The 23,622-nt window shown below is 61.5% G+C and carries 19 protein-coding genes and 2 pseudogenes; 13 read left to right on the forward strand and 8 right to left on the reverse strand.

What is annotated here, in order from left to right:
* Positions 1–45 precede the first annotated feature (45 nt).
* From AB4O16_RS10360 to secA, 4 genes are all read right to left on the reverse strand, one after another.
* A complete protein-coding gene (locus AB4O16_RS10360) occupies positions 46–990 on the reverse strand; it encodes a Nudix family hydrolase (RefSeq protein WP_160389283.1) in 945 nt (314 codons plus the stop codon).
* A complete protein-coding gene (locus tag AB4O16_RS10365; protein ID WP_160389282.1) occupies positions 987–1,619 on the reverse strand; it encodes a glutathione S-transferase family protein in 633 nt (210 codons plus the stop codon). Before AB4O16_RS10365 ends, AB4O16_RS10360 begins: the two co-directional genes overlap by 4 nt.
* A 165-nt stretch (positions 1,620–1,784) precedes the next feature.
* Positions 1,785–3,002, reverse strand: a complete 1,218-nt coding sequence (gene argJ / locus AB4O16_RS10370) for a bifunctional glutamate N-acetyltransferase/amino-acid acetyltransferase ArgJ (protein WP_160389281.1) — start codon at positions 3,000–3,002, stop codon at positions 1,785–1,787.
* 122 nt (positions 3,003–3,124) lie between these two features.
* The gene (gene secA / locus AB4O16_RS10375) at positions 3,125–5,860 is read right to left on the reverse strand and encodes a preprotein translocase subunit SecA (RefSeq protein WP_160389280.1); all 2,736 of its coding nucleotides are present in this window, start codon (positions 5,858–5,860) and stop codon (positions 3,125–3,127) included.
* Positions 5,861–6,167: 307 nt separating this feature from the next.
* Between secA and AB4O16_RS10380 the strand changes: the two genes are divergently transcribed.
* Positions 6,168–6,623 (forward strand): DUF721 domain-containing protein, encoded by a 456-nt coding sequence (locus AB4O16_RS10380; protein WP_460157658.1) that lies wholly within the window; start codon positions 6,168–6,170, stop codon positions 6,621–6,623.
* A 121-nt stretch (positions 6,624–6,744) separates the two neighbouring features.
* Here AB4O16_RS10380 and AB4O16_RS10385 read toward each other — a convergent pair whose 3' ends face one another.
* Positions 6,745–8,223 carry a helicase HerA-like domain-containing protein gene (locus AB4O16_RS10385; protein ID WP_460157659.1) on the reverse strand — a complete coding sequence of 493 codons (1,479 nt, stop codon included), beginning with the start codon at positions 8,221–8,223 and terminating at the stop codon, positions 6,745–6,747.
* A gap of 190 nt (positions 8,224–8,413) precedes the next feature.
* On the opposite strand from AB4O16_RS10385, the pseudogene AB4O16_RS10390 reads away from it, so the two are divergent.
* From AB4O16_RS10390 to AB4O16_RS10410, 5 genes and pseudogenes are all read left to right on the forward strand, one after another.
* Positions 8,414–9,445: pseudogene (locus AB4O16_RS10390) on the forward strand (HAMP domain-containing protein); the annotation flags it as partial.
* 93 nt (positions 9,446–9,538) lie between these two features.
* Positions 9,539–10,303 carry a methyl-accepting chemotaxis protein gene (locus AB4O16_RS10395; RefSeq protein WP_430955024.1) on the forward strand — a complete coding sequence of 255 codons (765 nt, stop codon included), beginning with the start codon at positions 9,539–9,541 and terminating at the stop codon, positions 10,301–10,303.
* A gap of 210 nt (positions 10,304–10,513) precedes the next feature.
* A pseudogene (locus AB4O16_RS10400) lies at positions 10,514–11,625 on the forward strand (glycosyltransferase family 4 protein).
* Entirely contained in the window at positions 11,618–12,394 is a 777-nt protein-coding gene (locus tag AB4O16_RS10405; RefSeq protein WP_460157660.1) for a DUF2334 domain-containing protein, read from the forward strand. Before AB4O16_RS10400 ends, AB4O16_RS10405 begins: the two are co-directional and overlap by 8 nt.
* Entirely contained in the window at positions 12,391–13,386 is a 996-nt protein-coding gene (locus AB4O16_RS10410; protein ID WP_460157661.1) for a lysylphosphatidylglycerol synthase transmembrane domain-containing protein, read from the forward strand. The genes AB4O16_RS10405 and AB4O16_RS10410 overlap by 4 nt, the downstream gene beginning before the upstream one ends.
* Here AB4O16_RS10410 and AB4O16_RS10415 read toward each other — a convergent pair.
* Entirely contained in the window at positions 13,373–13,549 is a 177-nt protein-coding gene (locus tag AB4O16_RS10415; RefSeq protein WP_460157662.1) for a hypothetical protein, read from the reverse strand. The two genes, AB4O16_RS10410 and AB4O16_RS10415, sit on opposite strands and share 14 nt — an antisense overlap.
* 85 nt (positions 13,550–13,634) lie before the next feature.
* Complete coding sequence (gene purU, locus AB4O16_RS10420; protein WP_150718748.1) at positions 13,635–14,483, reverse strand: formyltetrahydrofolate deformylase; 849 nt, start codon at positions 14,481–14,483, stop codon at positions 13,635–13,637.
* 323 nt (positions 14,484–14,806) lie between these two features.
* Between purU and mvaT the strand changes: the two genes are divergently transcribed.
* Complete coding sequence (gene mvaT, locus AB4O16_RS10425; protein WP_007945872.1) at positions 14,807–15,184, forward strand: histone-like nucleoid-structuring protein MvaT; 378 nt, start codon at positions 14,807–14,809, stop codon at positions 15,182–15,184.
* A 100-nt stretch (positions 15,185–15,284) separates the two neighbouring features.
* On the opposite strand, the gene sbcB is transcribed toward mvaT, so the two are convergent.
* On the reverse strand, positions 15,285–16,715 hold the full coding sequence (gene sbcB / locus AB4O16_RS10430) for an exodeoxyribonuclease I (protein WP_460157663.1): 1,431 nt from the start codon (positions 16,713–16,715) through the stop codon (positions 15,285–15,287).
* A gap of 175 nt (positions 16,716–16,890) precedes the next feature.
* Between sbcB and AB4O16_RS10435 the strand changes: the two genes are divergently transcribed.
* From AB4O16_RS10435 to AB4O16_RS10460, 6 genes are read left to right on the forward strand one after another with little or no spacing between them, the layout of a single operon-like run.
* Positions 16,891–17,616, forward strand: coding sequence for an RDD family protein (locus AB4O16_RS10435; protein ID WP_160389272.1), 726 nt, complete (start codon positions 16,891–16,893; stop codon positions 17,614–17,616).
* Complete coding sequence (locus AB4O16_RS10440; protein ID WP_460157664.1) at positions 17,613–18,590, forward strand: stage II sporulation protein M; 978 nt, start codon at positions 17,613–17,615, stop codon at positions 18,588–18,590. Before AB4O16_RS10435 ends, AB4O16_RS10440 begins: the two co-directional genes overlap by 4 nt.
* Positions 18,577–20,106, forward strand: a complete 1,530-nt coding sequence (locus tag AB4O16_RS10445) for a DUF4129 domain-containing protein (protein ID WP_460157665.1) — start codon at positions 18,577–18,579, stop codon at positions 20,104–20,106. Before AB4O16_RS10440 ends, AB4O16_RS10445 begins: the two co-directional genes overlap by 14 nt.
* Positions 20,103–21,266 (forward strand): DUF4350 domain-containing protein, encoded by a 1,164-nt coding sequence (locus AB4O16_RS10450; protein ID WP_460157666.1) that lies wholly within the window; start codon positions 20,103–20,105, stop codon positions 21,264–21,266. Before AB4O16_RS10445 ends, AB4O16_RS10450 begins: the two co-directional genes overlap by 4 nt.
* Positions 21,263–22,264 (forward strand): AAA family ATPase, encoded by a 1,002-nt coding sequence (locus AB4O16_RS10455; RefSeq protein WP_460157667.1) that lies wholly within the window; start codon positions 21,263–21,265, stop codon positions 22,262–22,264. The genes AB4O16_RS10450 and AB4O16_RS10455 overlap by 4 nt, the downstream gene beginning before the upstream one ends.
* Positions 22,261–23,592 carry a DUF58 domain-containing protein gene (locus AB4O16_RS10460; RefSeq protein WP_460157668.1) on the forward strand — a complete coding sequence of 444 codons (1,332 nt, stop codon included), beginning with the start codon at positions 22,261–22,263 and terminating at the stop codon, positions 23,590–23,592. Before AB4O16_RS10455 ends, AB4O16_RS10460 begins: the two co-directional genes overlap by 4 nt.
* Positions 23,593–23,622: the final 30 nt, after the last annotated feature.

A 23,622-nucleotide genomic window follows, 5' to 3' on the forward strand; every position in this document is an offset into this window, starting at 1 on the left:
GGGAGCGGGCTTGCCCGCGAAGGGGCCAGTAGACTCGCCAGAGAATCAACTCTCAGGCCAAAAAGCCCGAATCCCCGCCACACCCTGCGCACCCGCAGCCCAGGCTTTCTCGACCTCAGCCGGGCCAACACCACCGAGCAGGAACACCGGCTTGCTGAACCCTTCGATCAGGCTCGACGCCTGTTCCCAACCCAACGGCTGCGCGCCAGGGTGAGTCAGGGTCGGCTGCACCGGCGACAGGGTCACGAAATCCACCCCCATCTCTTCGGCCAGCGCCAGCTCTTGCGCGTTATGGCACGAAGCCGCCAGCCAGCGCGACGCCGGTAGCGGTCGACCCGCCGCTGCGTATTTGCGCAGCTGCGCCGAGGTAATGTGCCAACCGGCGGACGGGAAATCGCCCAGCCATTCAAACGGCCCCTTGATCATCAACTGCGCCTTGCCGGCACACAAACCCGCCGCATCGACGGCCAGGTCGCGATACTTCGGGTCGTAACCGTTCGGTGCGCGCAACTGGACCAGCTTGATGCCGCCGGCAATGGCCTTCTGAATACCACGCAGCAGCGCCGGGGTTTCCAGATCTTCCGGGGTAATCAGGTACTGCGATGGCAATCGGGCAGCCGCGACGATCGGCTGATTGGCCGCCGGAAACTCGTAGTTCGACAGATCACGTGGCGCGACCCAGGCCAGTGGCTGGCCTTCGGCGCCGTGGGGCTCGCCGGTGAACGCCGAGACTTCCCAGACATCCAGCAACACCTGCTTGTCCGGGTAATCGTGGCGGATCTTGATCAGCGGGCGCGCCGCGCCCACCACGATGCCCAACTCTTCATGGAGTTCACGGGCCAGGGCGGTTTCGACCGACTCGTCGGCCTCGACCTTGCCACCGGGAAACTCCCACAGGCCGCCCTGGTGCTGTGTGTCGGCACGACGGGCAATCAGGATCTGGCCACTGCCATCGCGGATGACGGCGGCGGCGACATGGACTCGTTTCACTTTTCCAACTCCTCCAGTCCAGCCTTCTGCCAGGCCTTGAAGGCTGGCCATTGGTAGACGGTTTCAACATAGGCTTCATCGATGGCCGGCAGTGCCACCCGATAGGTGCGCAGACGCACGGCGATCGGTGCAAAGAACGCATCGGCCAGGCTCAGCCGACCAAACAGGTACGGCCCGCTTTCACTGGCAACCGCGCGGCATTCAGCCCATAGCGCCAACATGCGCTCGATATCGACCGTCACCTCGGGCGGTACCGGATTCAGCGGTGCGTCGTGGCTCAGGTTGAACGGCATGTGATTGCGCATGGCGAAAAAACCGCTATGCATCTGCGCGCAGGCGGATCGGGCCTGGGCACGGGCGGCGATGTCGGTCGGCCAGAGTTGTTCGGAGGGGAACTGCTCGGCCAGGTATTCGGCAATCGCCAGTGAATCGGCGATGGTGCCGCGAGACGTTTGCAGCAATGGCACCTTGCCCGTGGGCGAATGCTTGAGCAGACGCTCGCGGGTGTCCGGCTGGTTCAGCTTGATCAGTTCTTCGGTGTAGGCCGCGCCGGTCAGATCGAGGGCCAGGGCGCCACGCAGGGACCAGGAGGAAAGCAGTTTGTCGCCGATGATCAGGTGCAGGCTCATGTTCGGGACCTTTTGATGAGGGGGGACAGGCCAGTCTAGCTAGCGACTGACAGACCGCCATCGCTGGCAAGCCAGCTCCCACAGTGGATTTGGTTGAACACAAATTTTGTGTACGACGCAGAACCCTGTGGGAGCGGGCTTGCCCGCGATCGGATTGACTCGGTCTTACGTACGGTACTCGGCGTTGATCTTCACGTACTCGTGGGACAGGTCGGTGGTCCAGATGGTTTCGCTGCAATCGCCGCGACCCAATTCGATACGGATGGTGATTTCCTCCTGCTGCATCACCGCCGAACCCTGGGCTTCGGTGTACGTCGCGGCACGGGCGCCACGACTGGCGATGCACACCTCACCGAGGAACACGTCGATCTTGCTCACATCCAGGTTCGGCACACCGGCACGGCCGACAGCGGCCAGGATACGACCCCAGTTCGGGTCGGAAGCGAACAGCGCGGTCTTGATCAGTGGCGAGTGGGCCACGGTGTAGCCGACGTCCAGGCACTCCTGGTGATTGCCGCCACCGTTGACTTCAACGGTGACGAATTTGGTCGCGCCTTCGCCGTCGCGCACGATGGCCTGGGCCACGTCCATGCACACTTCGAACACCGCCTGCTTCAACTTGGCGAACAGCTCGCCTTCGGCGCGGGTGATTTCCGGCAAAGCCGCCTGACCGGTGGCGATCAGCATGCAGCAGTCGTTGGTCGAGGTATCGCCATCGATGGTGATGCGGTTGAACGACTTGTTGGCGCCGTCGAGCATCAGGTTTTGCAGCACGTCGCGGGAGACTTTGGCGTCGGTGGCGATGTAGCCGAGCATGGTCGCCATGTTCGGGCGAATCATGCCCGCCCCCTTGCTGATGCCGGTGACGGTGATGGTCACGCCGTCATGCTGGAACTGACGGCTGGCGCCTTTTGGCAGCGTGTCGGTGGTCATGATGCCGGTGGCGGCAGCTTCCCAGTTGTGGATCGACAGGTCGTCGAGGGCCGCTTGCAGCGCGCCCTCGATTTTCTCGACCGGCAGTGGCTCGCCGATCACACCGGTGGAGTACGGCAGCACCTGGCTGGCATCGACGCCAGTCAACTCGGCCAGTTTCGCGCAAGTGCGCTCGGCCGCGGCCAGGCCTGGCTCGCCGGTACCGGCGTTGGCATTGCCGGTATTGGTCAGCAGGTAACGCACAGGGCCTTGCACGCGTTGCTTGGCCAGGATCACCGGTGCCGCGCAAAAGGCGTTCAGGGTGAACACGCCGGCAACCGTGGAGCCTTCGACACAGCGCATGACCACAACATCCTTGCGCCCCGGGCGCTTGATGCCGGCCGAGGCGATACCGAGTTCAAAACCGGCAACCGGGTGCAACGTTGGCAAAGGACCAAGACCAACAGCCATGAATGCGCTCCTTTATAAATGATGTCAGCACCGTTTCAGGAAAAACGGTGGTTCGAAATGGTAAAACGCCGCGACGGCAGAAGCCGGTCGCGGCGCGGGTATTTCAGCGATTGAAACGGGTTTTACTGGATCTGCCCGTGGCAATGCTTGAACTTCTTGCCCGAACCGCAGTAGCACAGCTCATTGCGACCCAGCTTCTGCTCGTTGCGTACCGGCGCGGCAGCGAGGGCAACATCGACTTCTTCACCCAACACTTCCGGCTGCTCAAGGCCTGGAGCCTCTTCATGCAGGAACTGCATGCGAGCGGCCAATGCCTCGGCTTCCTGACGCAGGCGCTGCTCTTCTTCGATCGGATCTTCGCGACGAACCTGAACGTGAGACAACACACGGATCGAATCGCGCTTGATCGAATCCAGCAGCTCGGAGAACAGCGTGAACGACTCGCGCTTGTATTCCTGCTTCGGGTTCTTCTGGGCGTAACCACGCAAGTGGATACCGTGACGCAGGTGGTCCATGGTCGACAGGTGGTCTTTCCACAGGTCGTCCAGAACGCGCAGAACGATTTGCTTCTCGAAGGTGCGCAGCGCTTCGGCGCCCGCCTGGTCTTCTTTCTCGTTGTACGCCGCGATCAGCTCGTTCATGAGCTTCTCGCGCAGGGTTTCTTCGTACAGGTGATCGTCTTCGTCGAGCCATTGCTGGATCGGCAGCGTCACACCGAAATCGCTCTGCAGCGCAGCTTCCAGACCGGCCACGTCCCACTGCTCAGGCAGCGACTGCGGCGGAATGTGCGCGCTGACGGTGGCGTTGAGCACGTCCTGACGGAAGTCTGCGATGGTCTCGCCAATGTTGTCGGCGGCCAGCAACGTGTTACGCATGTGATAGATCACTTTACGCTGTTCGTTGTTGACGTCGTCGAACTCGAGCAGTTGTTTGCGAATGTCGAAGTTGCGGCCTTCGACCTTGCGCTGGGCCTTTTCGATGGCGTTGGTCACCATGCGGTGCTCGATCGCTTCGCCAGGCTGCATGCCCAGGGCCTTCATGAAGTTCTTCACCCGGTCGGAGGCGAAGATGCGCATCAGGCTGTCTTCCAGCGACAGGTAGAAGCGGCTGGAACCGGCGTCGCCCTGACGACCGGCACGACCACGCAACTGGTTGTCGATACGGCGCGATTCGTGACGCTCGGACGCAATCACCTGCAAACCACCGGATTCGAGCACTTGCTGGTGACGCTTCTGCCAGTCGGCCTTGATCTGGGCAATCTGCTCAGGGGTCGGGCTTTCCAGGGAGGCCACTTCCACTTCCCAGTTACCGCCCAACAGGATGTCGGTACCACGACCGGCCATGTTGGTGGCGATGGTCAGTGCGCCCGGGCGACCGGCCTGGGCAATGATCTCGGCTTCCTTTTCGTGGAACTTGGCGTTCAGGACCTTGTGTTCGATGCCTTCCTTCACGAGCAGGCTGGACATGTGCTCGGAGGTTTCGATGGTGGCGGTACCGACCAGGACCGGACGGCCTGCGGCCATGCTTTCCTTGATGTCGGCCACGATTGCCGCGTATTTCTCGTCGGCGGTCAGGAACACCAGGTCGTTGTAGTCTTTACGAGCCAGCGGCTTGTTCGGCGGAATGACCATGACCTGCAGGCCATAGATCTGGTGGAACTCGAACGCTTCGGTGTCGGCCGTACCGGTCATGCCGGACAGCTTGTTGTACAGACGGAAGTAGTTCTGGAAGGTGGTCGATGCCAGCGTCTGGCTTTCGGCCTGGATGTTCAGGTTTTCCTTGGCTTCGATGGCCTGGTGCAGGCCTTCGGACAAGCGGCGCCCCGGCATGGTACGGCCGGTGTGCTCGTCGACCAGTACGACCTGACCGTCCTGCACGATGTATTCGACGTTGCGATGGAACAGCTTGTGCGCACGCAGGCCGGCGTAGACGTGAGTCAGCAGGCTCAGGTTGTGCGCCGAGTACAGGCTCTCGCCTTCAGCCAGCAGGCCGAGGGAGGTTAGCGACTCTTCAACAAACTGATGACCCGCTTCGTTGAGCTCGACCTGGCGGGTCTTCTCGTCGACGGTGTAATGACCAGCCTTGGTGACTTCGCCTTCGACTTCTTCGACATGCAATTCCAGGCGCGGGATCAGTTTGTTGATCTCGATGTACAGCTTGGAGCTGTCCTCGGCCTGACCGGAGATGATCAGCGGCGTACGGGCTTCGTCGATGAGGATGGAGTCGACTTCGTCGATCACGGCAAAATTGAGTTCGCGCTGGAATTTTTCTTCCATGCTGAACGCCATGTTGTCGCGCAGGTAATCGAAACCGAATTCGTTGTTGGTGCCGTAGGTGATGTCGGCGGCGTAGGCGGCGCGCTTCTCTTCCGGCGGCTGGAACGGCGTGACCACGCCGACCGTCAGGCCGAGGAATTCATACAGCGGGCGCATCCAGTTGGCGTCGCGGCGGGCCAGGTAGTCGTTCACCGTCACAACGTGCACGCCCTTGCCGGACAGCGCGTTGAGGTAAACACCCAGCGTTGCCACCAGGGTCTTGCCTTCACCGGTACGCATTTCCGCGATCATGCCTTCATGCAAGGTCATGCCGCCGATCAGCTGGACGTCGAAGTGACGCATGCCCATGACACGTTTGCCGGCTTCGCGGGCGACCGCAAAGGCTTCTGGCAGGAGCTTGTCGAGGGTTTCCCCTTTGGCGATGCGGGCCTTGAACTCGTCTGTCTTGGCACGCAATTGATCGTCCGAAAGGGCCACCATTTGCTCTTCGAAGGCATTGACGAGTTGCACCGTCTTGAGCATGCGTTTGACTTCACGCTCATTCTTGCTTCCAAAAAGTTTCTTTAACAAAGGCGCAAACATATCGGCAGGATCTTCCACACTAAAGGGATGGAGGGCGGCCCCGTGAGTCGCCCGTGCAGCCCTCATGGCCGCATGCGAACGAGCATTCTACCCGGAAACGGTGGTGAGGAAAGTGGCGAAATTCCACGATGCTGGCACTGCGCTTTGACGGGGCTCACTTTAAATAAGGGCATTTTGCTCAACTTCAAGCCGTTCAAGGCAGAAGTTAGTTGTTGATTTAATGGGTAAAGCACCCACAAATGCAATGGGCGGGTGCATCCGGTGCTTTCTGCTACCATGGCGCCTCTGTTACTTCAGGTGTCTGATCATGGCATTTCGCCCACTTACGGCCAAAGTACCTGCCGTTCTACTACGCGAAGCCAAGCCGCTGAAGGCCATTCTTGGCCACGCTCAACGCCTGGGTCATCTGCAACGATTGCTCGAAAGCCAACTGCAACCCGCCGCCCGCGAACATTGTCATGTAGCGTCATGGCGCGAAGGCAGTTTGTTGCTGATTGTCACCGACGGCCATTGGGCAACGCGCCTGCGCTATCAGCAGAAGCGCCTGCAACGGCAACTGCAGATGTTCGACGAGTTCGCCAATCTGACGCGCATCCTGTTCAAGGTGCAACCGCCTACGGTCCAGCGGGGCGCAGTCGGGCACACCATGGATCTGTCGGACGATGCGGCCGCAACCATTCAGGCCACGGCCGACGGGATCAGCGACCCGAACCTGCGGGCGGCGCTGGAACGATTGGCCGCGCACGCCAAATCCAAAAATTGATAGGCGCCCTCCTGTGGGAGCGAGCCTGCTCGCGAAGACGGCGTAACATTCAACAATGATGCTGCCTGACACACCGATTCGCGAGCAGGCTCGCTCCCACATTTACCTGTGTTCGCTCAAGCTAGCGGCGTTTTTTCCCGCCCAGCAGCGAGCCCATCAAGCCGCGCACCAACTGCCGGCCAATCTGGTTCGCCGCCTGTTGCATCGCCGATTTCAGCGCCTTCCCTGCCGCAGTGCCGAGGAACTCTCCCGCCTGTTCGGTGAAGCTCGGTTCCTGCTTGCCCTGCTCCGCTTCGGGCTCGGGCGCCAGGCCCTTGCGCCCCATCAGCACCTCATAGGCCGATTCACGGTCAATCGGCTTGTCATAACGACCTTGCAACGGTGAACCGGCAATCAGCGCCGTGCGCTCGGCAGCGGTCAAAGGCCCGATCCGCGATTGCGGTGGCGCCACCAGCACACGCTGGACCATTTCCGGCGTGCCTTTTTCCTGCAGGGTGCCGACCAGCGCCTCGCCGATCCCGAGTTCGGTCAACACCGCCAACGCATCGAACGCCGGATTCGGCCGAAAACCTTCGGCCACCGCGCGCAGGGACTTCTGTTCCTTGGCGGTGAACGCACGCAAACCGTGCTGGACGCGCAAGCCCAACTGCGCCAGCACATCATCGGGCAGGTCACCCGGCGACTGGGTGACGAAATACACGCCCACGCCTTTGGAACGAATCAGCCTCACGACTTGCTCCAGACGGTCGCGCAATGCCTGCGGCGTGCCGTTGAACAGCAAGTGCGCCTCGTCGAAGAACAGCGCCAGCACGGGTTTGTCGGCATCGCCACGCTCGGGCAACTGTTCGAACAGCTCGGCCAGCAGCCACAGCAGGAACGTCGCGTAGACCTTCGGCGCTTCATGCACCAGGCGGCTGGCATCGAGCAAATGAATGCGCCCGCGACCATCGGCCGTAGGTTGGAGGATGTCTTCGAGTTGCAGCGCCGGCTCGCCGAACAAGGCTTCGGCGCCCTGTTGCTCCAGGATCGCCAGACGCCGCAGCAACGCCTGGCTGGAGCCGGTGGTCATCAATGCCGCATCGTCGCCCAGCAACTCAGGATTGTCCCGCAGGTGATTGAGTAACGCCTTCAGGTCCTTGAGATCGAGCAACAACAGGCCTTCACGGTCCGCCACCTTGAACGCGGCGTACAGCGCCGACTGCTGGCTGTCGGTCAGTTCGAGCAGGCTGCCCAGCAGCAGTGGCCCCATTTCACTCAAGGTTGTGCGTAAAGGATGACCGGACTGACCCTGTATGTCCCACAGCGTCACCGGATAAGCCTGAGGCTTGTGGTTGAGCCACGGCATCCCGGCGATCCGTTCAGCGATCTTGCCCTGGGGGTTGCCGGCGGCGCCGAGGCCGCACAGGTCTCCCTTGATGTCAGCGGCGAACACCGCCACGCCGGCATCGCTGAAGGCTTCGGCCATTCGTTGCAAAGTGACGGTTTTACCGGTGCCGGTCGCGCCCGCGATCAATCCGTGGCGGTTCGCCAGGCGCATGGCCTGGGCAATCGGTTGCCCTTGGAGGTCGGCGCCGATAACGAGTTGCAGTGAATCAGGCATTTGGTCACCCATGATTAATCTTTGGTCCTACACTGCCGATAGAGATAACGACAAAGCAGTCAGACACGATCTGGTCGGAAATTTCCCTAAGGAGAGTCGGAAAATTCACTTTGCTTTCAACCTTGCCCGTAACGCGCCTCTTTATAAAAGCACGCGCTGGACATTAAGACCTTAGCGGACCCCCCAAGCCATGAACAAAAATCTGCGTTTCAGCCATAAAATCCTGCTTGCCGCCGCTCTCATTGTTATTGCCGCCTTCGCCTCATTCACGCTGTACAACGACTATCTACAGCGCAACGCCATCCGCGAAGACCTCGATAACTATCTCAATGAGATGGGCGACGTCACCGCCAACAACATCCAGACCTGGCTGACCGGGCGTATCCTGTTGATCGAGAACCTCTCGCAAAACATCGCCATCAACCCGGAACAAGCCAACGTCGCCAGCCTGCTCGAGCAGAAAACCCTGACATCGACCTTCATGGCGACCTACCTGGGCGATGCCACCGGGCACTTCACCATTCGTCCCGACGCGAAGATGCCGGACGGTTTCGATCCGCGCGTTCGTCCCTGGTACAAAGGCGCCGAAAGCAGCAGCACGCCGACCCTGACCGAACCCTACATCGATGCGGCAACCGGCCAGTTGATCATCTCCATGGCCACGGCTTCGAAAAAGGCCGGACAGAGCGTCGGTGTGGTGGGCGGCGACCTGAGCCTGCAGACGTTGATCGAAACCCTCAGCGCCCGCGACTTCGATGGCATGGGCTACGCGTTTCTGGTCAGCGCCGACGGCAAGATCCTGGTTCACCCGGACAAGGCGCTGGTGATGAAGACGCTGAGCGAGGCGTATCCCAAAGATACCCCGCGCATCGGCAACGGCTTCAGCGAAGTGGACGTCGATGGCAAGACCCGCATCGTCAGCTTCACTGCGATCAAGGGCCTGCCTTCGGTCAACTGGTACATCGGTCTGTCGGTCGACAAGGAAAAAGCCTTCTCGATGCTCAGCGAATTCCGCACCTCTGCGGTCGTTGCGACCCTCATTGCCGTGGCCATCATCATCGCCCTGCTCGGCATGCTGATCCGCATCCTGATCCAGCCGTTGCACGTCATGACCCGCGCCATGGCCGACATCGCCGATGGCGAAGGCGACCTGACCAAGCGCCTGACCATCCAGAACAATGACGAATTCGGCACCCTGGGCACCGCCTTCAACCGCTTCGTGGAGCGCGTTCACGGCTCGATCCGCGAAGTGTCCTCGGCCACCGGCCAGGTCAACGAAGTGGCATTGCGGGTAGTGGCCGCGTCCAACTCGTCGATGTACAACTCCGACCAACAAGCCTCGCGCACCAGCAGCGTCGCCGCGGCGATCAACCAGCTCGGCGCCGCCGCCCAGGAAATCGCCCGCAACGCCGCCCAGGCCTCAAGCCAGGCCAGCGATGCCCGCAGCCTGGCCGAAGACGGCCAGCAAGTGGTGGACCGCAGCATCGTGGCGATGAATCAACTGTCGAGCATGCTCAGCGCATCGAGCACCAACATCGAATCGCTGAACAGCAAAACGGTGAACATCGGGCAGATTCTCGAAGTGATCACCAGCATTTCCCAGCAGACCAACCTGCTGGCACTGAACGCTGCCATCGAAGCGGCACGTGCTGGCGAAGCCGGTCGTGGTTTTGCCGTAGTGGCGGACGAGGTACGCAACCTGGCTCACCGCACGCAAGAGTCGGCGCAACAGGTACAGACCATGATCGAGGAGCTGCAAGTCGGCGCCCGGGAATCGGTCAGCACCATGAGCGACAGTCAGCGTCACAGCCAGGACAGCGTGGAAATCGCCAACCTCGCGGGCGAACGCCTGAACAGCGTGACCCTGCGTATCGGTGAAATCGACGGCATGAACCAGTCGGTGGCCACCGCGACCGAAGAACAGACCGCCGTGGTGGAGTCGATCAACGTCGACATCACCGAGATCAACACGCTGAACCAGGAGGGCGTGGAAAACCTGCAATCGACCTTGCGCGCGTGCTCGGACCTTGAGCAGCAGGCGGCGCGGTTGAAGCAGTTGGTGGGAAGCTTCCGAATCTAAGGTGCTGCCACTGGCACAATCGCTAGCAGGCTAGCTCCCACAGGGAACTGTGAACGCCACAGATCAAATGTGGGAGCTAGCCTGCTAGCGATAGCGGCCTGCCAAACACTACAAAACCCTGCTGACATCCCCTCCCGTACAACCCCAACCGAACATCTATCCTTCATAAAGGTCAACCAAGGGAGTACCGGGACCGGAGGATCGTTCATCGTGCATATCGCTGACATCACCATGTTCTACGCCCCTGCCAGCGGTGGCGTACGCACTTATCTGGATGCAAAGCATCGTCGCCTGGGCATCAAGCCGGGCATTCGCCACAGTTTGCTGATCCCCGGATCATCTTTTAGCGAGCAGGATGGCATCTTTACCGTCCCGGCGCCTGCCCTGCCCTTCGGCAAGGGCTATCGCTTCCCGCTGCGCCTCGCCCCCTGGCGCAATGTCCTGCAGGATTTGCAACCCGACCTGATTGAAGTCGGCGACCCCTATCTCACCGCATGGGCGGCACTGGACGCGCGGCGCCAACTCGACGTGCCCGTCATCGGTTTCTATCACTCGGACCTGCCCCTGTTGGTCAGCAACCGCATGGGCAACTGGGTGACCACCAACGTCGAAGCCTATGTCAGCAAGCTCTACGGCAACTTCGACCGGGTCCTGGCGCCCAGTCGGGTCATGGCCGACAAACTCACCGGGCTGGGGGTCAGGAACGTGTTCGTGCAGCCGCTCGGTGTCGACCTGCACACCTTCAATCCCGCTGCCAGGGATCCCGGCTTGCGGGCCGAATTGGGCCTGGATGACAACACCCGGTTGCTGATCTTCGCCGGGCGCGGCTCGAAGGAAAAAACCTGCCGGTGCTGCTCGACTGCATGCAGCGCCTGGGCCGACGCTATCACCTGATTCTGGTGGGTTCGTCGATGCCCACGGCCGTGCCGTCCAACGTGACGGTGATCGACGAGTTCTGCCCCGCCGCGCAGGTGGCCCGCCTGATGGCCAGCGCCGATGCATTGCTGCACGCCGGCGATCAGGAAACCTTCGGCCTGGTCATTCTGGAGGCCATGGCCAGCGGCATCCCGGTTGTCGCCGTGGCGGCCGGGGCTTTCGAGGAAATCGTCAGCGAGGACTGCGGCCTGCTCTGCGCACCGAACAATCCCGCCGCGATGGCCGCCGCTGTTCGAGAATTGTTCGGCTCGGGACACACAACGCTGGGCAAACAGGCACGGTTGCATGTCGAACAGCATTACGCCTGGGACACGGTGGTCAACAGTTTGCTGCGCCACTATCACGCCGTGCTTGGCAGCCAATGGCCGCTGACCGCCAATGGTTGAGCCCATGAACAGACCCGCTTTGCTACTGGTACTGCACGACGTGGCGCCGCCGACCTGGGCCGATTACCAGCCGTTCGTCAAAGCCGTCGACGCCCTGGGTGACGTGCCGATCACCTGGCTGGTGGTACCGGACTTCCACAAGCACAACCCTCTGGACGCCCATCCGCAATTTTGCCGCCAGCTCGGCGCACGGGTCGCCCGGGGCGACGAACTGGCACTGCATGGTTACTTCCACTGCGACGATGAGCCTGTGACGGTCAATCCGCGAGACTGGTTCATGCGTCGGGTCTATACCCACGAAGGCGAGTTCTACCGTTTATCGCCAGAAGCCGCCCTCGCCCGCCTGCGTTCGGGCATCGAGATGTTCCACCGCCATGACTGGCCTCTGCAGGGGTTCGTCGCCCCTGCCTGGCTGATGAGCCAAGGCACCCGCCAGGCATTGCGCCAATTGCCGCTGAGTTACACCAGCGACTCACAGCATTTGTACCGGTTGCCGGACTTCACCGCGATCGAGGCACCGGGGCTGGTCTGGAGTGCCCGCAGTGCCTGGCGCCGGGGTGTCTCGAAACTCGTCAGCGACCGCCGTGAACAACGCTGGCAGCAGGCTCCGGTGATTCGCCTGGGCCTGCACCCGGTGGACATGCGTCATGAATTCTCGCGTCGATACTGGCTGCAAACCCTGGAGCGCCTGCTCGCCAACGGACGTGTTCCACTGACCAAGGCCCGCTGGATGGCGCTGCAAAACGACCGACTGGATCGTGCCGCATGAGTCGCGGCCTGCTGTTGTTCGGCGGCCTGCTCGCGGCGGTACTGGTTCCGTTGGTGTTGGGCGGCAGCGAGATCTGGTCCAGGCTGAGCGGTTTTCCGCTGCCGTGGCTGTTGATCATGTTCGGCATGATCCTGCTGTGCTGGGTGCTGAACACCCTGCGTCTACGCCTGTTGCTGGGTGATCAATCGCGCAAGGTTGGCCGGCTCGGCAGCCTCGGCGTGGTGATGGCTGCCGAATTTGCCTACTGCGCCACGCCCGGCGGCAGCGGCGGGCCTCTGACGATCATGGCGTTGCTGGCGCGTCACGGTGTGCGCCCGGCCAGGGGCAGCGCAGTGTTTGCCATGGATCAGTTGAGCGACTTGCTGTTTTTCCTCTGCGCCCTGAGCGGGATTCTGATTTACGCCCTGTTCCAGCACTTGAGCCAGCGCATGGAATGGATGCTGGCGGTCAGTGCCGTTTCGCTGTGCGGCGGACTGATAATTTGCGTGCTGGTGGCGCGCTATCACCGCTCATTGATTCGCCTGAGCGGCCGCTGGCTCGCCCGGGCCAATGTGCAGACCGCCACGCGAATGCGCTGGGCGCGCAAGCTCCTGCAGTTTCTGGCGGCGTTTACCGACACGCTGAAATTGCCCGTGCAAACCTTGATCAAGGTATTCGCCCTGACCTGCGTGCATTGGCTGTTGCGCTACAGCGTTCTCTATCTGGCATTGCGCGGGCTCGGCGCGGATTTGCAGTGGGCCTGGAGTTTTCTGATCCAGATGCTGGCGCTGAGCGCCGGGCAATTCAGCCTGCTGCCGGGCGGAGCCGGGGCAGCCGAACTGACGTCGGCGGCGCTGCTGGCGCCCATGGTCGGGAAATCCACGGCGGCCGCGGCGATTCTGATCTGGCGGGCGGTGACGTATTACTTCTACTTGCTGGTCGGTGGGCCGGTGTTTTTGCTGATGCTCGGCCGGCCGCTGCTGATGAAGCTGATGAAACTCAGACAGGCTTAGGTTTGTCTTCGGGCGCTTGCTGCAACTGTTCCCACAACTGCGCGGCATCAGGAAACTCCGTACCCGTTTCAGGCCCCATGTCATCCGGGTCGTAGCGACTCAAGCAGCCCTCGCCCAGTGTGGCGGGGGCCTTGGATGTGGCTTTGTCCAGTGGATCGGTCATGGTCGTTTCCTCGGTGCAGAACGGCGAAGGGCCTGAAGCGATTGAACGCCCAGGCCCTTCGAATTTCAACTGTGCCGACGGTCTGTCAGAAGACCACGGTTTTGTTGCCGTGCACCAGCACCCGGTCTTCCAGGTGATAGCGCAGGCCGCGGGCCAGCACCATCTTCTCGACATCACGGCCGAAACGCACCATGTCTTCGATGCTGTCGCTGTGGCTGACGCGCACCACGTCCTGCTCGATGATCGGGCCGGCGTCCAGCTCCTCGGTCACATAGTGGCAGGTCGCACCGATCAGCTTCACGCCGCGCAGGGAAGCCTGGTGATACGGCTTGGCACCCACGAACGACGGCAAGAAGCTGTGGTGAATGTTGATCACCTTGTGCGCGTATTCACTGCACAGCTCGGGCGGCAGGATTTGCATGTAACGGGCAAGCACCACCACTTCGGCATCGTGCTGCTTGACCAGGCGCGAAACCTCGGCGAAAGCAGGTTGCTTGTCCTGCGGATTGACCGGGACGTGGTAGTACGGAATGCCGTGCCACTCCACCATGCTGCGCAAGTCATCATGGTTGGAGATCACGCAGGAGATTTCGCAGTCCAGTTCATCGCTGTGCCAGCGGTGCAGCAAGTCGGCCAGGCAGTGCGACTCGCGGCTGGCCATCAGCACGACACGCTTCTTTTGCTCGGTATCGGTGATGCGCCAGTCCATCGAGAACTCTTCGGCGATCGGCGCAAAGGCTTCGCGAAACGCTTCGAGACCAAATGGCAGGGAGTCGGCACGGATTTCGTGACGCATGAAGAACCAGCCACTGAGATTGTCCGAGTGATGGCTCGCTTCAGTGATCCAGCCGTTGTGTGATGCCAGAAAGTTACTGACTTTGGCAACGATGCCAACACGGTCCGGGCAAGAAATCACCAGACGAAAAGTGCGCATGAGGGGGAAACTCCAGAACTTCGCAAAGGCCGCCATTCTAGCGATTGCGCAGCAAAACTGCAGTATTGTTGACGTTTCGCCCTGCCGGAAGGTCGGTGCGGCGGGTCGGGCAACACCCTGGTTTGTTCGCGGGGGGCTCTAGCGGTGCCGCTCATTTGTTAATTTATGTATATCCGGCAGACAATAACTGCACTACCAAAGCGCACAAAGACACAGCAACTAAATTAAATAAAGTTGGCTTAAATGTTTACTTGATGAAACACCGTGACTATTATTGCGGCACTGTCACCCTGCCATCCAGCGAACAACATAAGGTAGTCCTCATGTCCTTGATCAACGAATATCGCGCCACCGAAGAAGCTATCAAAGAGCTGCAAGCCCGTTTGAAGAACCTGTCCCAAGACGACAAACTGCAAACCGAGCTGGAATTCGAAGGCAAACTGCGCACCCTGATGGGCGAATACTCCAAGTCCCTGCGTGACATCATCGCGCTGTTGGATCCAGAATCCAAATCCAAGGCGCCACGCGGCGGTGCAGTGAAAACTACCGGCACCAAGCGTGCTCGCAAAGTTAAACAATACAAAAACCCGCACAACGGCGAAGTCATCGAAACCAAAGGTGGCAACCACAAAACTCTGAAAGAGTGGAAAGCCAAGTGGGGCGGTGATGTGGTGGAAGGCTGGGCTACCCTGCTGGGCTAAGCCTCAGAGGTTGTCGCAGATGGATCCGTGACAAAAAAAGAACGCCAGCAAATGCTGGCGTTTTTTTATGCGCGGCGTTTAAGCCCCGGCATGTTCGGATTCAAAGACGAAAACGCTGACGCAGTCCCTGCACATAATCCTGCCACTCACTGAGCACCCCCTGCTGAAACGTAGTAGCACTAACGCTCAACTGCGCCGCGGCCTCTACAAAACTTTCCAGGGTATTGGGCGCCCCCCACTCGGGGTCTGACAGACGTTTCTGACAGAATATTCGCCAGCGTTCTTGTTCCTCGGAATTCAACGTATCGGGAAAGTTGCGTGCGCGATATCGAAACAACAATTCAGGCAAACGTTCGTCATCGAAAGGCCACTGCTCTTGTGCCAACTGCATCGGGTCAACGGTCCGGACTTGTTCACACAATCGCCGATCCCGATCACCGATGAATCCATCGTATAACTGTTGCTCGGGATCCTGGCTCTGGGAAAAGTCTTCGCGGGCATAAATCGCGAGGACTTTATCCTGCCAAACTTTGTGCGCGTCATTTAGCCGCAACACCCGCTGCTGATACAGCGCCATATCCAGACCCAGACGCTGCTGATCCTCCTGGCGAAGTACCGACAACGGTGCCACCACCGGGCACTTGTTGATGTGAATCAACTTCAATGGCACCGGCAGCTCACCTTCGACCAGCTCATCGCGACGGGTATACAGGCGCTGGCGCAAGGTTTCAGCATCCAGATCAAGCAGGCCCTGCGGATCGAGGTGCAAGTCACAGACAATCAGGGCGTTCTTGTTGCGCGGGTGCCACGCCAGCGGCAACACCACACCCACATAGCTGCGCGCGGCGGAAAAACGGCCCGACACATGCACCAGCGGTTGCAGCAGGCGTATCTGGTCCATGACTTTCTGCTTGCTGCGCAGTTGAAACAACCAGTCGTAGAGTTTTGGCTGTTTTTCCCGTATCAGGCGCGCCAGGGCGATCGTCGCGCGAACGTCCGACAGCGCTTCGTGGGCATTGCCATGATCGATGCCATTGGCGGCGGTCAGGCGTTCGAGCTTGAGTGTGACCCGACCCTCGTCATCCGTTGGCCAGACCAGGCCATCGGGGCGCAAGGCATAGGCGGCGCGCACCACATCGATCAGGTCCCAGCGGCTGTTGCCGCCCTGCCATTCCCGCGCATAAGGGTCGAAAAAGTTTCGGTACAGGCTGTAGCGGGTCATCTCGTCGTCGAAACGCAGGGTGTTATACCCCGCGCCACAGGTGCCCGGTGCCGCGAGCTGGGCATGCACCCGGGTCATGAAATCAGCCTCGCTCAAACCCTGCGCCTGCAGTTGCCCGGGGGTGATGCCCGTGATCGCACAGGCGGCAGGATGCGGCAGGATGTCGTCACTGGGCCGGCAGTAAAGATTGACCGGCTCGTCGATTTCATTGAGATCGAAGTCGGTGCGCAGGCCGGCCATTTGCAACGGACGGTCGCAACGGGGATTGATGCCAGTGGTTTCGTAGTCGTACCAGAAGATGGAGGTCACGGGCGATTCCTGAACTGAAGATCGGCAAAGTCTAGGCGTTCCTCTCCCGCCTCGGCCAGCAGTCTTGTCATTCCAGCGTGTTGCGGCAAAACACAGCGATGTCGTTTCCCCCCGCATAGGCTGCTAGCATCGGATGGACAGAGAATCCCGATCCAGGCCACACATCAGGTAGCCCATGCTCGAGACCACAGCACTGCCAGGGAATGCGCCGCTGTCACCGCCACTGGATACGCGCTATCAAGTCGAAACGCCGGAGGGCGTCGACCTGCCACTGCGCCCGGCCGGCTTGATGGTCCGTGCGCTGGCGTTTTCCATCGATCTGGGTTTGCGCGGCCTGGCCCTGGGGGTGCTGTTCATTGTGCTGGCGATGCTCGGCAAGCTGGGCGCGGGACTCGCGTCGATACTGCTGTTCGTGGCGAGTTGGTGGTACATGGTGCTGTTCGAGGTGCTGAACCAAGGCCGCTCGCCGGGCAAGCAATGGATGGGATTGCGGGTGGTGCACGACGATGGCACGCCGGTCGGCTGGTCTGCTTCGCTGTTGCGCAACCTGCTGCGCGTTGTCGACCTGCTGCCGTTCGGTTATTTCCTCGGCGCCATCAGTTGCCTGCAACACCCCCACTTCAAGCGCCTCGGCGATATCGCCGCCGGCACCCTGGTGATCTACCGCGAACAATCGCACACCCGTCCCGAACTCCCGCAAGCACAGCCCCGTCGTCCGCCCTTTGCCCTGACCCTCACCGAGCAACGGGCGATTCTCGGGTTTGCCGAGCGCCAGGCTGAACTCTCCCCGGCGCGGGCCGATGAACTGGCCGCGATACTCGCGCAACCCTTGCAAGTCCAGCCCGCGCAAGCGGTCACCGAACTCAACGGCATCGCCCGCGGCCTGTTGGGGCCGACATGAAGCAAAGTCTTTTTGAAAGCCGGCACAAGGCAGAATGGGAGCGTTTTTCCCATCTGCTCGATCAGTTGGAACGAGACGACAAAAACACCGACGCCGGCAATTTCCCGAAGGACTACCGACGCCTCTGCCAACACCTGGCACTGGCCCGGGAGCGTGGCTACAGCAGCTTTCTGATCGATGCCTTGCAGCAACAGGTGCTGCGCGGGCATCAACAGCTTTACCGTCACCGCAGCCGTTTGGGCGCCAACGTGCTGGCATTCATCCTGGCCGACTTCCCGCGGCTGGTGCGCGAACAGTGGCGTTTCGTCCTCGCCGCCAGCCTGATGTTCTTTGCCAGCCTGGGCGGTTTTGCGCTGCTGGTGTACCTGTACCCGGACCTGGTCTACAACCTGATCCCCGCCGAGCAGGTCAGTGAAATGCAAAGCATGTACGACCCCGTGGCCGGTCACCTCGGGCGCACGGCAGAGCGAGCCGCCAGCGAGGACTGGGCGATGTTCGGCTACTACATCATGCACAACATCGGCATCGCCTTTCAGACCTTCGCCAGCGGTTTGCTGTTTGGTTTGGGCAGCGTGTTTTTCCTGATTTTCAACGGCCTGATGATCGGTGCGGTGGCCGGGCACCTGACCTACGTCGGCTACGGGCAGACCTTCTGGTCATTCGTGATCGGCCATGGCGCTTTCGAACTCAGCGCCATCGCCCTGGCTGGCGCCGCCGGCCTGAAGCTGGGCTGGGCGTTGGTCGCCCCGGGACGCCAGCCACGCGCCGAGGCCCTGCGTTTAGCCGCACGCAAGAGCGTCCTGCTGATCTGCGGGGTCATGCTGTTTCTGTTGATCGCCGCGTTTATCGAAGCCTACTGGTCATCCATGACGGGCCCGTCGCACCAGACCAAGTACCTGGTTGGCGCATCGCTCTGGTTACTGGTGGCGGTCTATCTCGTGTTCGCCGGACGTCGTCGCCATGCGCCTGAATGACGTCACGGTGGTGATTCGCCCGCGCTCGACCTGGGAGGCCATGGACCTCGGCGTGCTCCTGAGCCAGCGCCATCGACGCCTGTTGATGACCAGTTGGGCCATGGTCACCTTGCCCATTTTCGTGCTGCTCAGTTGGGGGCTTTGGGATTCCCCTTCCCTCGCCGTGTTTATTTTCTGGTGGCTGAAGCCGGCGTTCGAACGCCTGCCCTTGTACATCCTGTCCAAAGCCATGTTCGGTGAGACGCCCACACTAAAACAGGCCCTGCAGCAATGGCCACGACTGCTCAAACCGCAATTGCTGGCCAGCCTGACCTGGCGACGCCTGAGCCTGGAGCGCAGCTTCGTGATGCCAGTGGTGCAACTCGAAGGCCTCGACGGCGCGCAACGCCAGCAGCGCCTGCGGGTGCTGTTGCAGCGCGACGCCGGTGCCGCCCGCTGGCTGACGATCATCGGCGCGCACCTGGAAGGCGCGTTGTGGATCGGTTTGATGGTGCTGTTCTATCTGCTCCTGCCGCAACAGGTCGCGCTCGACTGGAGCTGGCAGTCGCTGATCTCGGAAGCCACCCAGGACTGGCGCTGGCTGGAACACCTGACCAACGCCTTTTATGCACTGGTGCTGGTGGTCTGGGAACCGATCTATGTCGCCTGCGGTTTCAACCTCTACCTGAACCGGCGCACCGTGCTGGAGGCCTGGGATATCGAACTGGTGTTCCGCCGGTTGCGCCAACGCCTCACCGGCGCAGGCGCTGCCTTGCTGATCGCGGTGACATTGCTGATGCCGCCCACCCACGGCGTGTGGGCCGCCGAACCGGCCATGACACCCGACAGCCCACGCCTGCTGAACCAGCCCCTGAACAGCCAGGCCTCCAGGGACAGCATCAAGACGATCCTCGAACAACCACCGTTCAAGAACCGGGAAACGCTGACGCGCTATCGCTTCGGCGAAGACCAGCCGGACGTTGATGCCTCGCAAGACAGCAAGACACCGCAATGGTTGAAGGCGCTGTTGAAGCTGTTTGAGGGCTTGGCGAGCCTGATTGAAGCCGCGCTGTGGGGCATTGTCATCGCAAGCATCGGCCTGTTGATCTGGCACTATCGCGACGGGTTGCAGGCCTTTGTCGGCCGCCGCCCAACGCTTCGCGTCAAAGCCACCCGGCCTGTACCGCAGCAGGCATTCGGCCTGGACCTCAAGCCCGAGTCCCTGCCCACCGACATCGCCGCCAGCGCTGAAAACCTCTGGCAAACCGATCCACGCGAAGCCCTCGGCTTGCTCTATCGCGCCCTGCTCAGCCGCCTGTTGCACGACTTCGACATCGCACTCAAAGCCGCCGACACCGAAGGCCAGGTGCTGCGGCGCATCGAGCAACTGCAACAACCGGCGTTGCTGGCCTACAGCCAGAGCCTGACCGGGCACTGGCAAAACATGGCCTACGGTCACCGCCTGCCTCCCGCACAGGTGCAACGGGAACTGTGTGATGGCTGGCGTGTGTTGTTTGACGCGGGGGCGGTTCGTTGAGTCGGCGCCGGGGGGCGTTTGCCATTGCGTTGATCGCCGTGCTGGTGGCTGCGCTGAGCGTTTACCTGTACCTCAAGGCAACGCCTTATCAGACCGAAATCGACCACGGTCCCTCTCCAGAAGCCAGGGCCAACCCTTATCTGGCGGCGGAACTGTTCCTGCGTAAACAAGGCCTGAGCGTCGACCACGCCAACAGCCTCGACATCCTGCCCAGCCTCGACCCGCATCAACACAGCCTGCTGTTGCTCGGGGACCGCTACAACATGACGCCACGGCAGATCGACCAGGTGATGAACTGGACCCGGGCCGGCGGGCGCCTGCTGTTCGTCGCCGAGTCGTTGTGGGATGAAAAACTCGGCCACAGCAATGACCTGCTGCTCGATCGGGTGCAACTGCGCCAGTCCCTGAGCAAAGACCTCAAGGCGCCGCCACCCAAAGTCGGCGAAGATCCCTACCCGCAATTGACCAGGCTTTATCTGAAAGACGAAGACGCCCCGGCCTATGCCGATTTCGATATCACGTTCCACCTCGAAGACCCGAAACACCTCGCCCGGGCCTGGGCCAACAGCGCCAGGGCCACGCACATGATGCAGCTCGATCACGGCCTCGGTTCGATCATCGTGGTCACCGACGCCGACCTGTGGAAAACCCCGGCCATCGACCGGTACGACAATGCCTGGCTGCTTTGGTACCTGACCGCCGACACCCGTGTGACACTGATCTTCAACACCGATCACGACAGCCTGCCGACCTTGCTGCTGCGTTACTTCCCCCAGGCACTGGTCGCATTGTTCGCCTTGATCGGCCTGGGTTTCTGGCACTTCGGCATGCGTCAGGGCCCATTGCTGGAACCGCCGTCGAAAGCGCGTCGGCAACTGCAGGAGCACCTGCGCGCCAGTGCCGGTTTCCTGTTGCGCCGCAACGGTCAGGCCGGCCTTCTGCAAGCCTTGCAGCAAGACATCCTGCGTCGTGTACGGCGTCGCCATCCCGGCTTTGAACAACTCGGCATCGCCGAACAATGGCAGGTGCTCGCACGCCTGACCGGCCAACCCACAGGCGCTATCAGCCAGGCCATGATCCCGCGACCCAAGCAACGGCTTTCCAGCGTTGAATTCAGCCGTCTGGTCGCCCATCTGCAATCTTTGAGGAACGCCCTATGAGTGAACCACTCGAGCCCGACGCCCAGAGCCATACGGCTCAACAGCGCCAGCGTGCAAGCCAGCTGGCCCAGGCCGTATGCAAGGAATTGCAGAAAGCCGTGATTGGCCAGGACAGCGTGATCGACGACGTCCTGACCGCGCTGATCGCCGGCGGCCACGTATTGCTCGAAGGTGTGCCCGGGCTGGGCAAGACCCTGTTGGTACGCGCCCTCGCCCATTGCTTCGGCGGTGAGTTCGCGCGCATCCAGTTCACCCCGGACCTGATGCCCAGCGACGTCACCGGGCATGCCGTGTATGACTTGCAAACCGAGCAATTCAAACTGCGCAAGGGGCCATTGTTCACCAACCTGCTACTGGCCGACGAGATCAATCGGGCCCCGGCGAAAACCCAGGCCGCGCTGCTCGAAGCCATGCAGGAACGGCAAGTCACCCTCGAAGGCCAGGCATTGCCGATTGCACAACCGTTCATGGTGCTCGCCACGCAAAACCCGATCGAACAGGAAGGCACTTACCCGCTGCCGGAGGCCGAACTGGATCGGTTCATGCTCAAGGTGCGCATGGATTACCCCGACGCCGAGCAGGAGCTGAACATGGTGCGTCAGGTCAGCCGCTCGACCCGGGCCGACATGCTCGACGTTCAACCGATGCGTACGTTGTTGCAGGCCAGGGATGTGCTGGCCCTGCAACGCATCGCCAGCGACCTGGCGCTGGACGATCAGGTGCTCGATTACGCCGTGCGCCTGGCCCGCTCCACGCGCAGCTGGCCTGGCCTGATCCTCGGCGCAGGCCCGCGTGCTTCCATCGCGCTGGTGCGTTGTGCCCGGGCTCGTGCGCTGTTGCGCGGTGGTGAGTTCGTGATCCCGGATGACATCAAGGGTTGTGCCCTGGCCGTGCTGCGCCATCGCGTGCGCATTGCGCCGGAGCTCGACATCGAAGGGCTGGAGGTCGATCAAGTGCTCCTGCAGATGCTCGACCAGGTTGCGGCGCCGCGCCTGTGAAGCCCTCGCGCCTGATGCTCGCCTGGCTGTTGATCCTGCTGGCTTGCGGCATTGTGTCGGGTACGTTGCGGGCGCTGGAGTTCGCGATTGCAGCCAGGTTCATGGCGATCAACTGGGGCTTGCTCCTGGCGCTGCTGGCCCTGGCCCTGCTGGATGCTGTTCGCGTAAAGCGCCTGCCGTCGCCCCGGCTGAAACGCCAGATACCCGGCAGCCTCGCGCTGGGTCGATGGAGCGAGGCGCAACTGACCCTCGAACACGACTTTACGCAACCGCTGAAGGTACAAGTCTTCGATCATGTGCCGGCGGGCCTGAGCTTCGAACACCTGCCCCTGACGGTCGAGCTGCAACCCGGCCGGCACAGCCTGGCCGGTTATCGCCTGCGCCCGCTCCAGCGCGGTCACTTCAGCTTTGAACGCTGCGAAATCAACCTGCCAAGTCCCTTGGGGCTCTGGACGCACAGACGCTTGCTCGACCTGCCCGACGCCACCCGCGTTTACCCCGATTTCGCCCGCCTCTATGAAGGGCAATTGCTGGCTGTGGACAACTGGCTCAGCCAGCTCGGCGTGCGCCAGAAACAACGGCGCGGCCTGGGCCTGGAATTCCATCAATTGCGCGAATTTCGCGAGGGCGACAGCCTGCGCCAGATCGACTGGAAAGCCACCGCCCGCCAGCGCACGCCGATTGCCCGGGAGTACCAGGACGAACGCGATCAGCAGATCATCTTCATGCTCGACTGCGGCCGGTACATGCGCAGCCAGGATGATGAGCTGTCGCACTTCGATCACGCCCTCAACGCCTGTCTGTTGCTCAGCTACGTGGCGCTACGTCAGGGCGACGCGGTGGGCCTGAGTACCTTTGCCAGCGAACAGCCGCGCTACCTCGCGCCGGTCAAAGGCACCAGCCATCTCAACACCCTGCTCAACAGCGTCTATGACTTGAACAGCAGCCAACGCAGTGCCGACTATCAAGCCGCCGTCACGCAACTGCTGGCACGGCAAAAACGCCGGGCACTGGTGGTGCTGGTGACCAACCTGCGCGAAGAGAATGACGATGAGCTGCTCCCGGCCGTTAAACGCCTCAGCCGGCAGCACCAGGTGCTGGTCGCGAGCCTGCGCGAAAACGTGCTCGACACCCTGCGCCAGTCCCCGCTGCAGACCTTGCCCGAAGCACTGGCGTATTGCGGGACCGTGGACTACCTGAATGCACGCGCCGAACTCCATGAACGCCTGAACGCTCATGGCGTGCTGGTAATGGATGCGCTACCCGGCGAGTTGGGGGCAGCGTTGGTGACGCGGTATCTGGCCTGGAAACGCACCGGCATTGCCTAGGCATCTACCGGTACGCCTCTCGCGCTGCGA

Source organism: Pseudomonas sp. S2_H10 (assembly GCF_054668285.1).

Coding starts and splice junctions, on each gene's coding strand:
- AB4O16_RS10445 (WP_460157665.1), top strand. CDS start 18,577: ATGCGCCTGAATGACGTCACGGTGGTGATTCGCCCGCGCTCGACCTGG.
- purU (WP_150718748.1), bottom strand. CDS start 14,483: ATGCGCACTTTTCGTCTGGTGATTTCTTGCCCGGACCGTGTTGGCATC.
- AB4O16_RS10380 (WP_460157658.1), top strand. CDS start 6,168: ATGGCATTTCGCCCACTTACGGCCAAAGTACCTGCCGTTCTACTACGC.
- AB4O16_RS10410 (WP_460157661.1), top strand. CDS start 12,391: ATGAGTCGCGGCCTGCTGTTGTTCGGCGGCCTGCTCGCGGCGGTACTG.
- AB4O16_RS10385 (WP_460157659.1), bottom strand. CDS start 8,223: ATGCCTGATTCACTGCAACTCGTTATCGGCGCCGACCTCCAAGGGCAA.
- AB4O16_RS10440 (WP_460157664.1), top strand. CDS start 17,613: ATGAAGCAAAGTCTTTTTGAAAGCCGGCACAAGGCAGAATGGGAGCGT.
- AB4O16_RS10415 (WP_460157662.1), bottom strand. CDS start 13,549: ATGACCGATCCACTGGACAAAGCCACATCCAAGGCCCCCGCCACACTG.
- mvaT (WP_007945872.1), top strand. CDS start 14,807: ATGTCCTTGATCAACGAATATCGCGCCACCGAAGAAGCTATCAAAGAG.
- AB4O16_RS10435 (WP_160389272.1), top strand. CDS start 16,891: ATGCTCGAGACCACAGCACTGCCAGGGAATGCGCCGCTGTCACCGCCA.
- argJ (WP_160389281.1), bottom strand. CDS start 3,002: ATGGCTGTTGGTCTTGGTCCTTTGCCAACGTTGCACCCGGTTGCCGGT.
- AB4O16_RS10405 (WP_460157660.1), top strand. CDS start 11,618: ATGGTTGAGCCCATGAACAGACCCGCTTTGCTACTGGTACTGCACGAC.
- secA (WP_160389280.1), bottom strand. CDS start 5,860: ATGTTTGCGCCTTTGTTAAAGAAACTTTTTGGAAGCAAGAATGAGCGT.
- AB4O16_RS10455 (WP_460157667.1), top strand. CDS start 21,263: ATGAGTGAACCACTCGAGCCCGACGCCCAGAGCCATACGGCTCAACAG.
- AB4O16_RS10395 (WP_430955024.1), top strand. CDS start 9,539: ATGTACAACTCCGACCAACAAGCCTCGCGCACCAGCAGCGTCGCCGCG.
- AB4O16_RS10365 (WP_160389282.1), bottom strand. CDS start 1,619: ATGAGCCTGCACCTGATCATCGGCGACAAACTGCTTTCCTCCTGGTCC.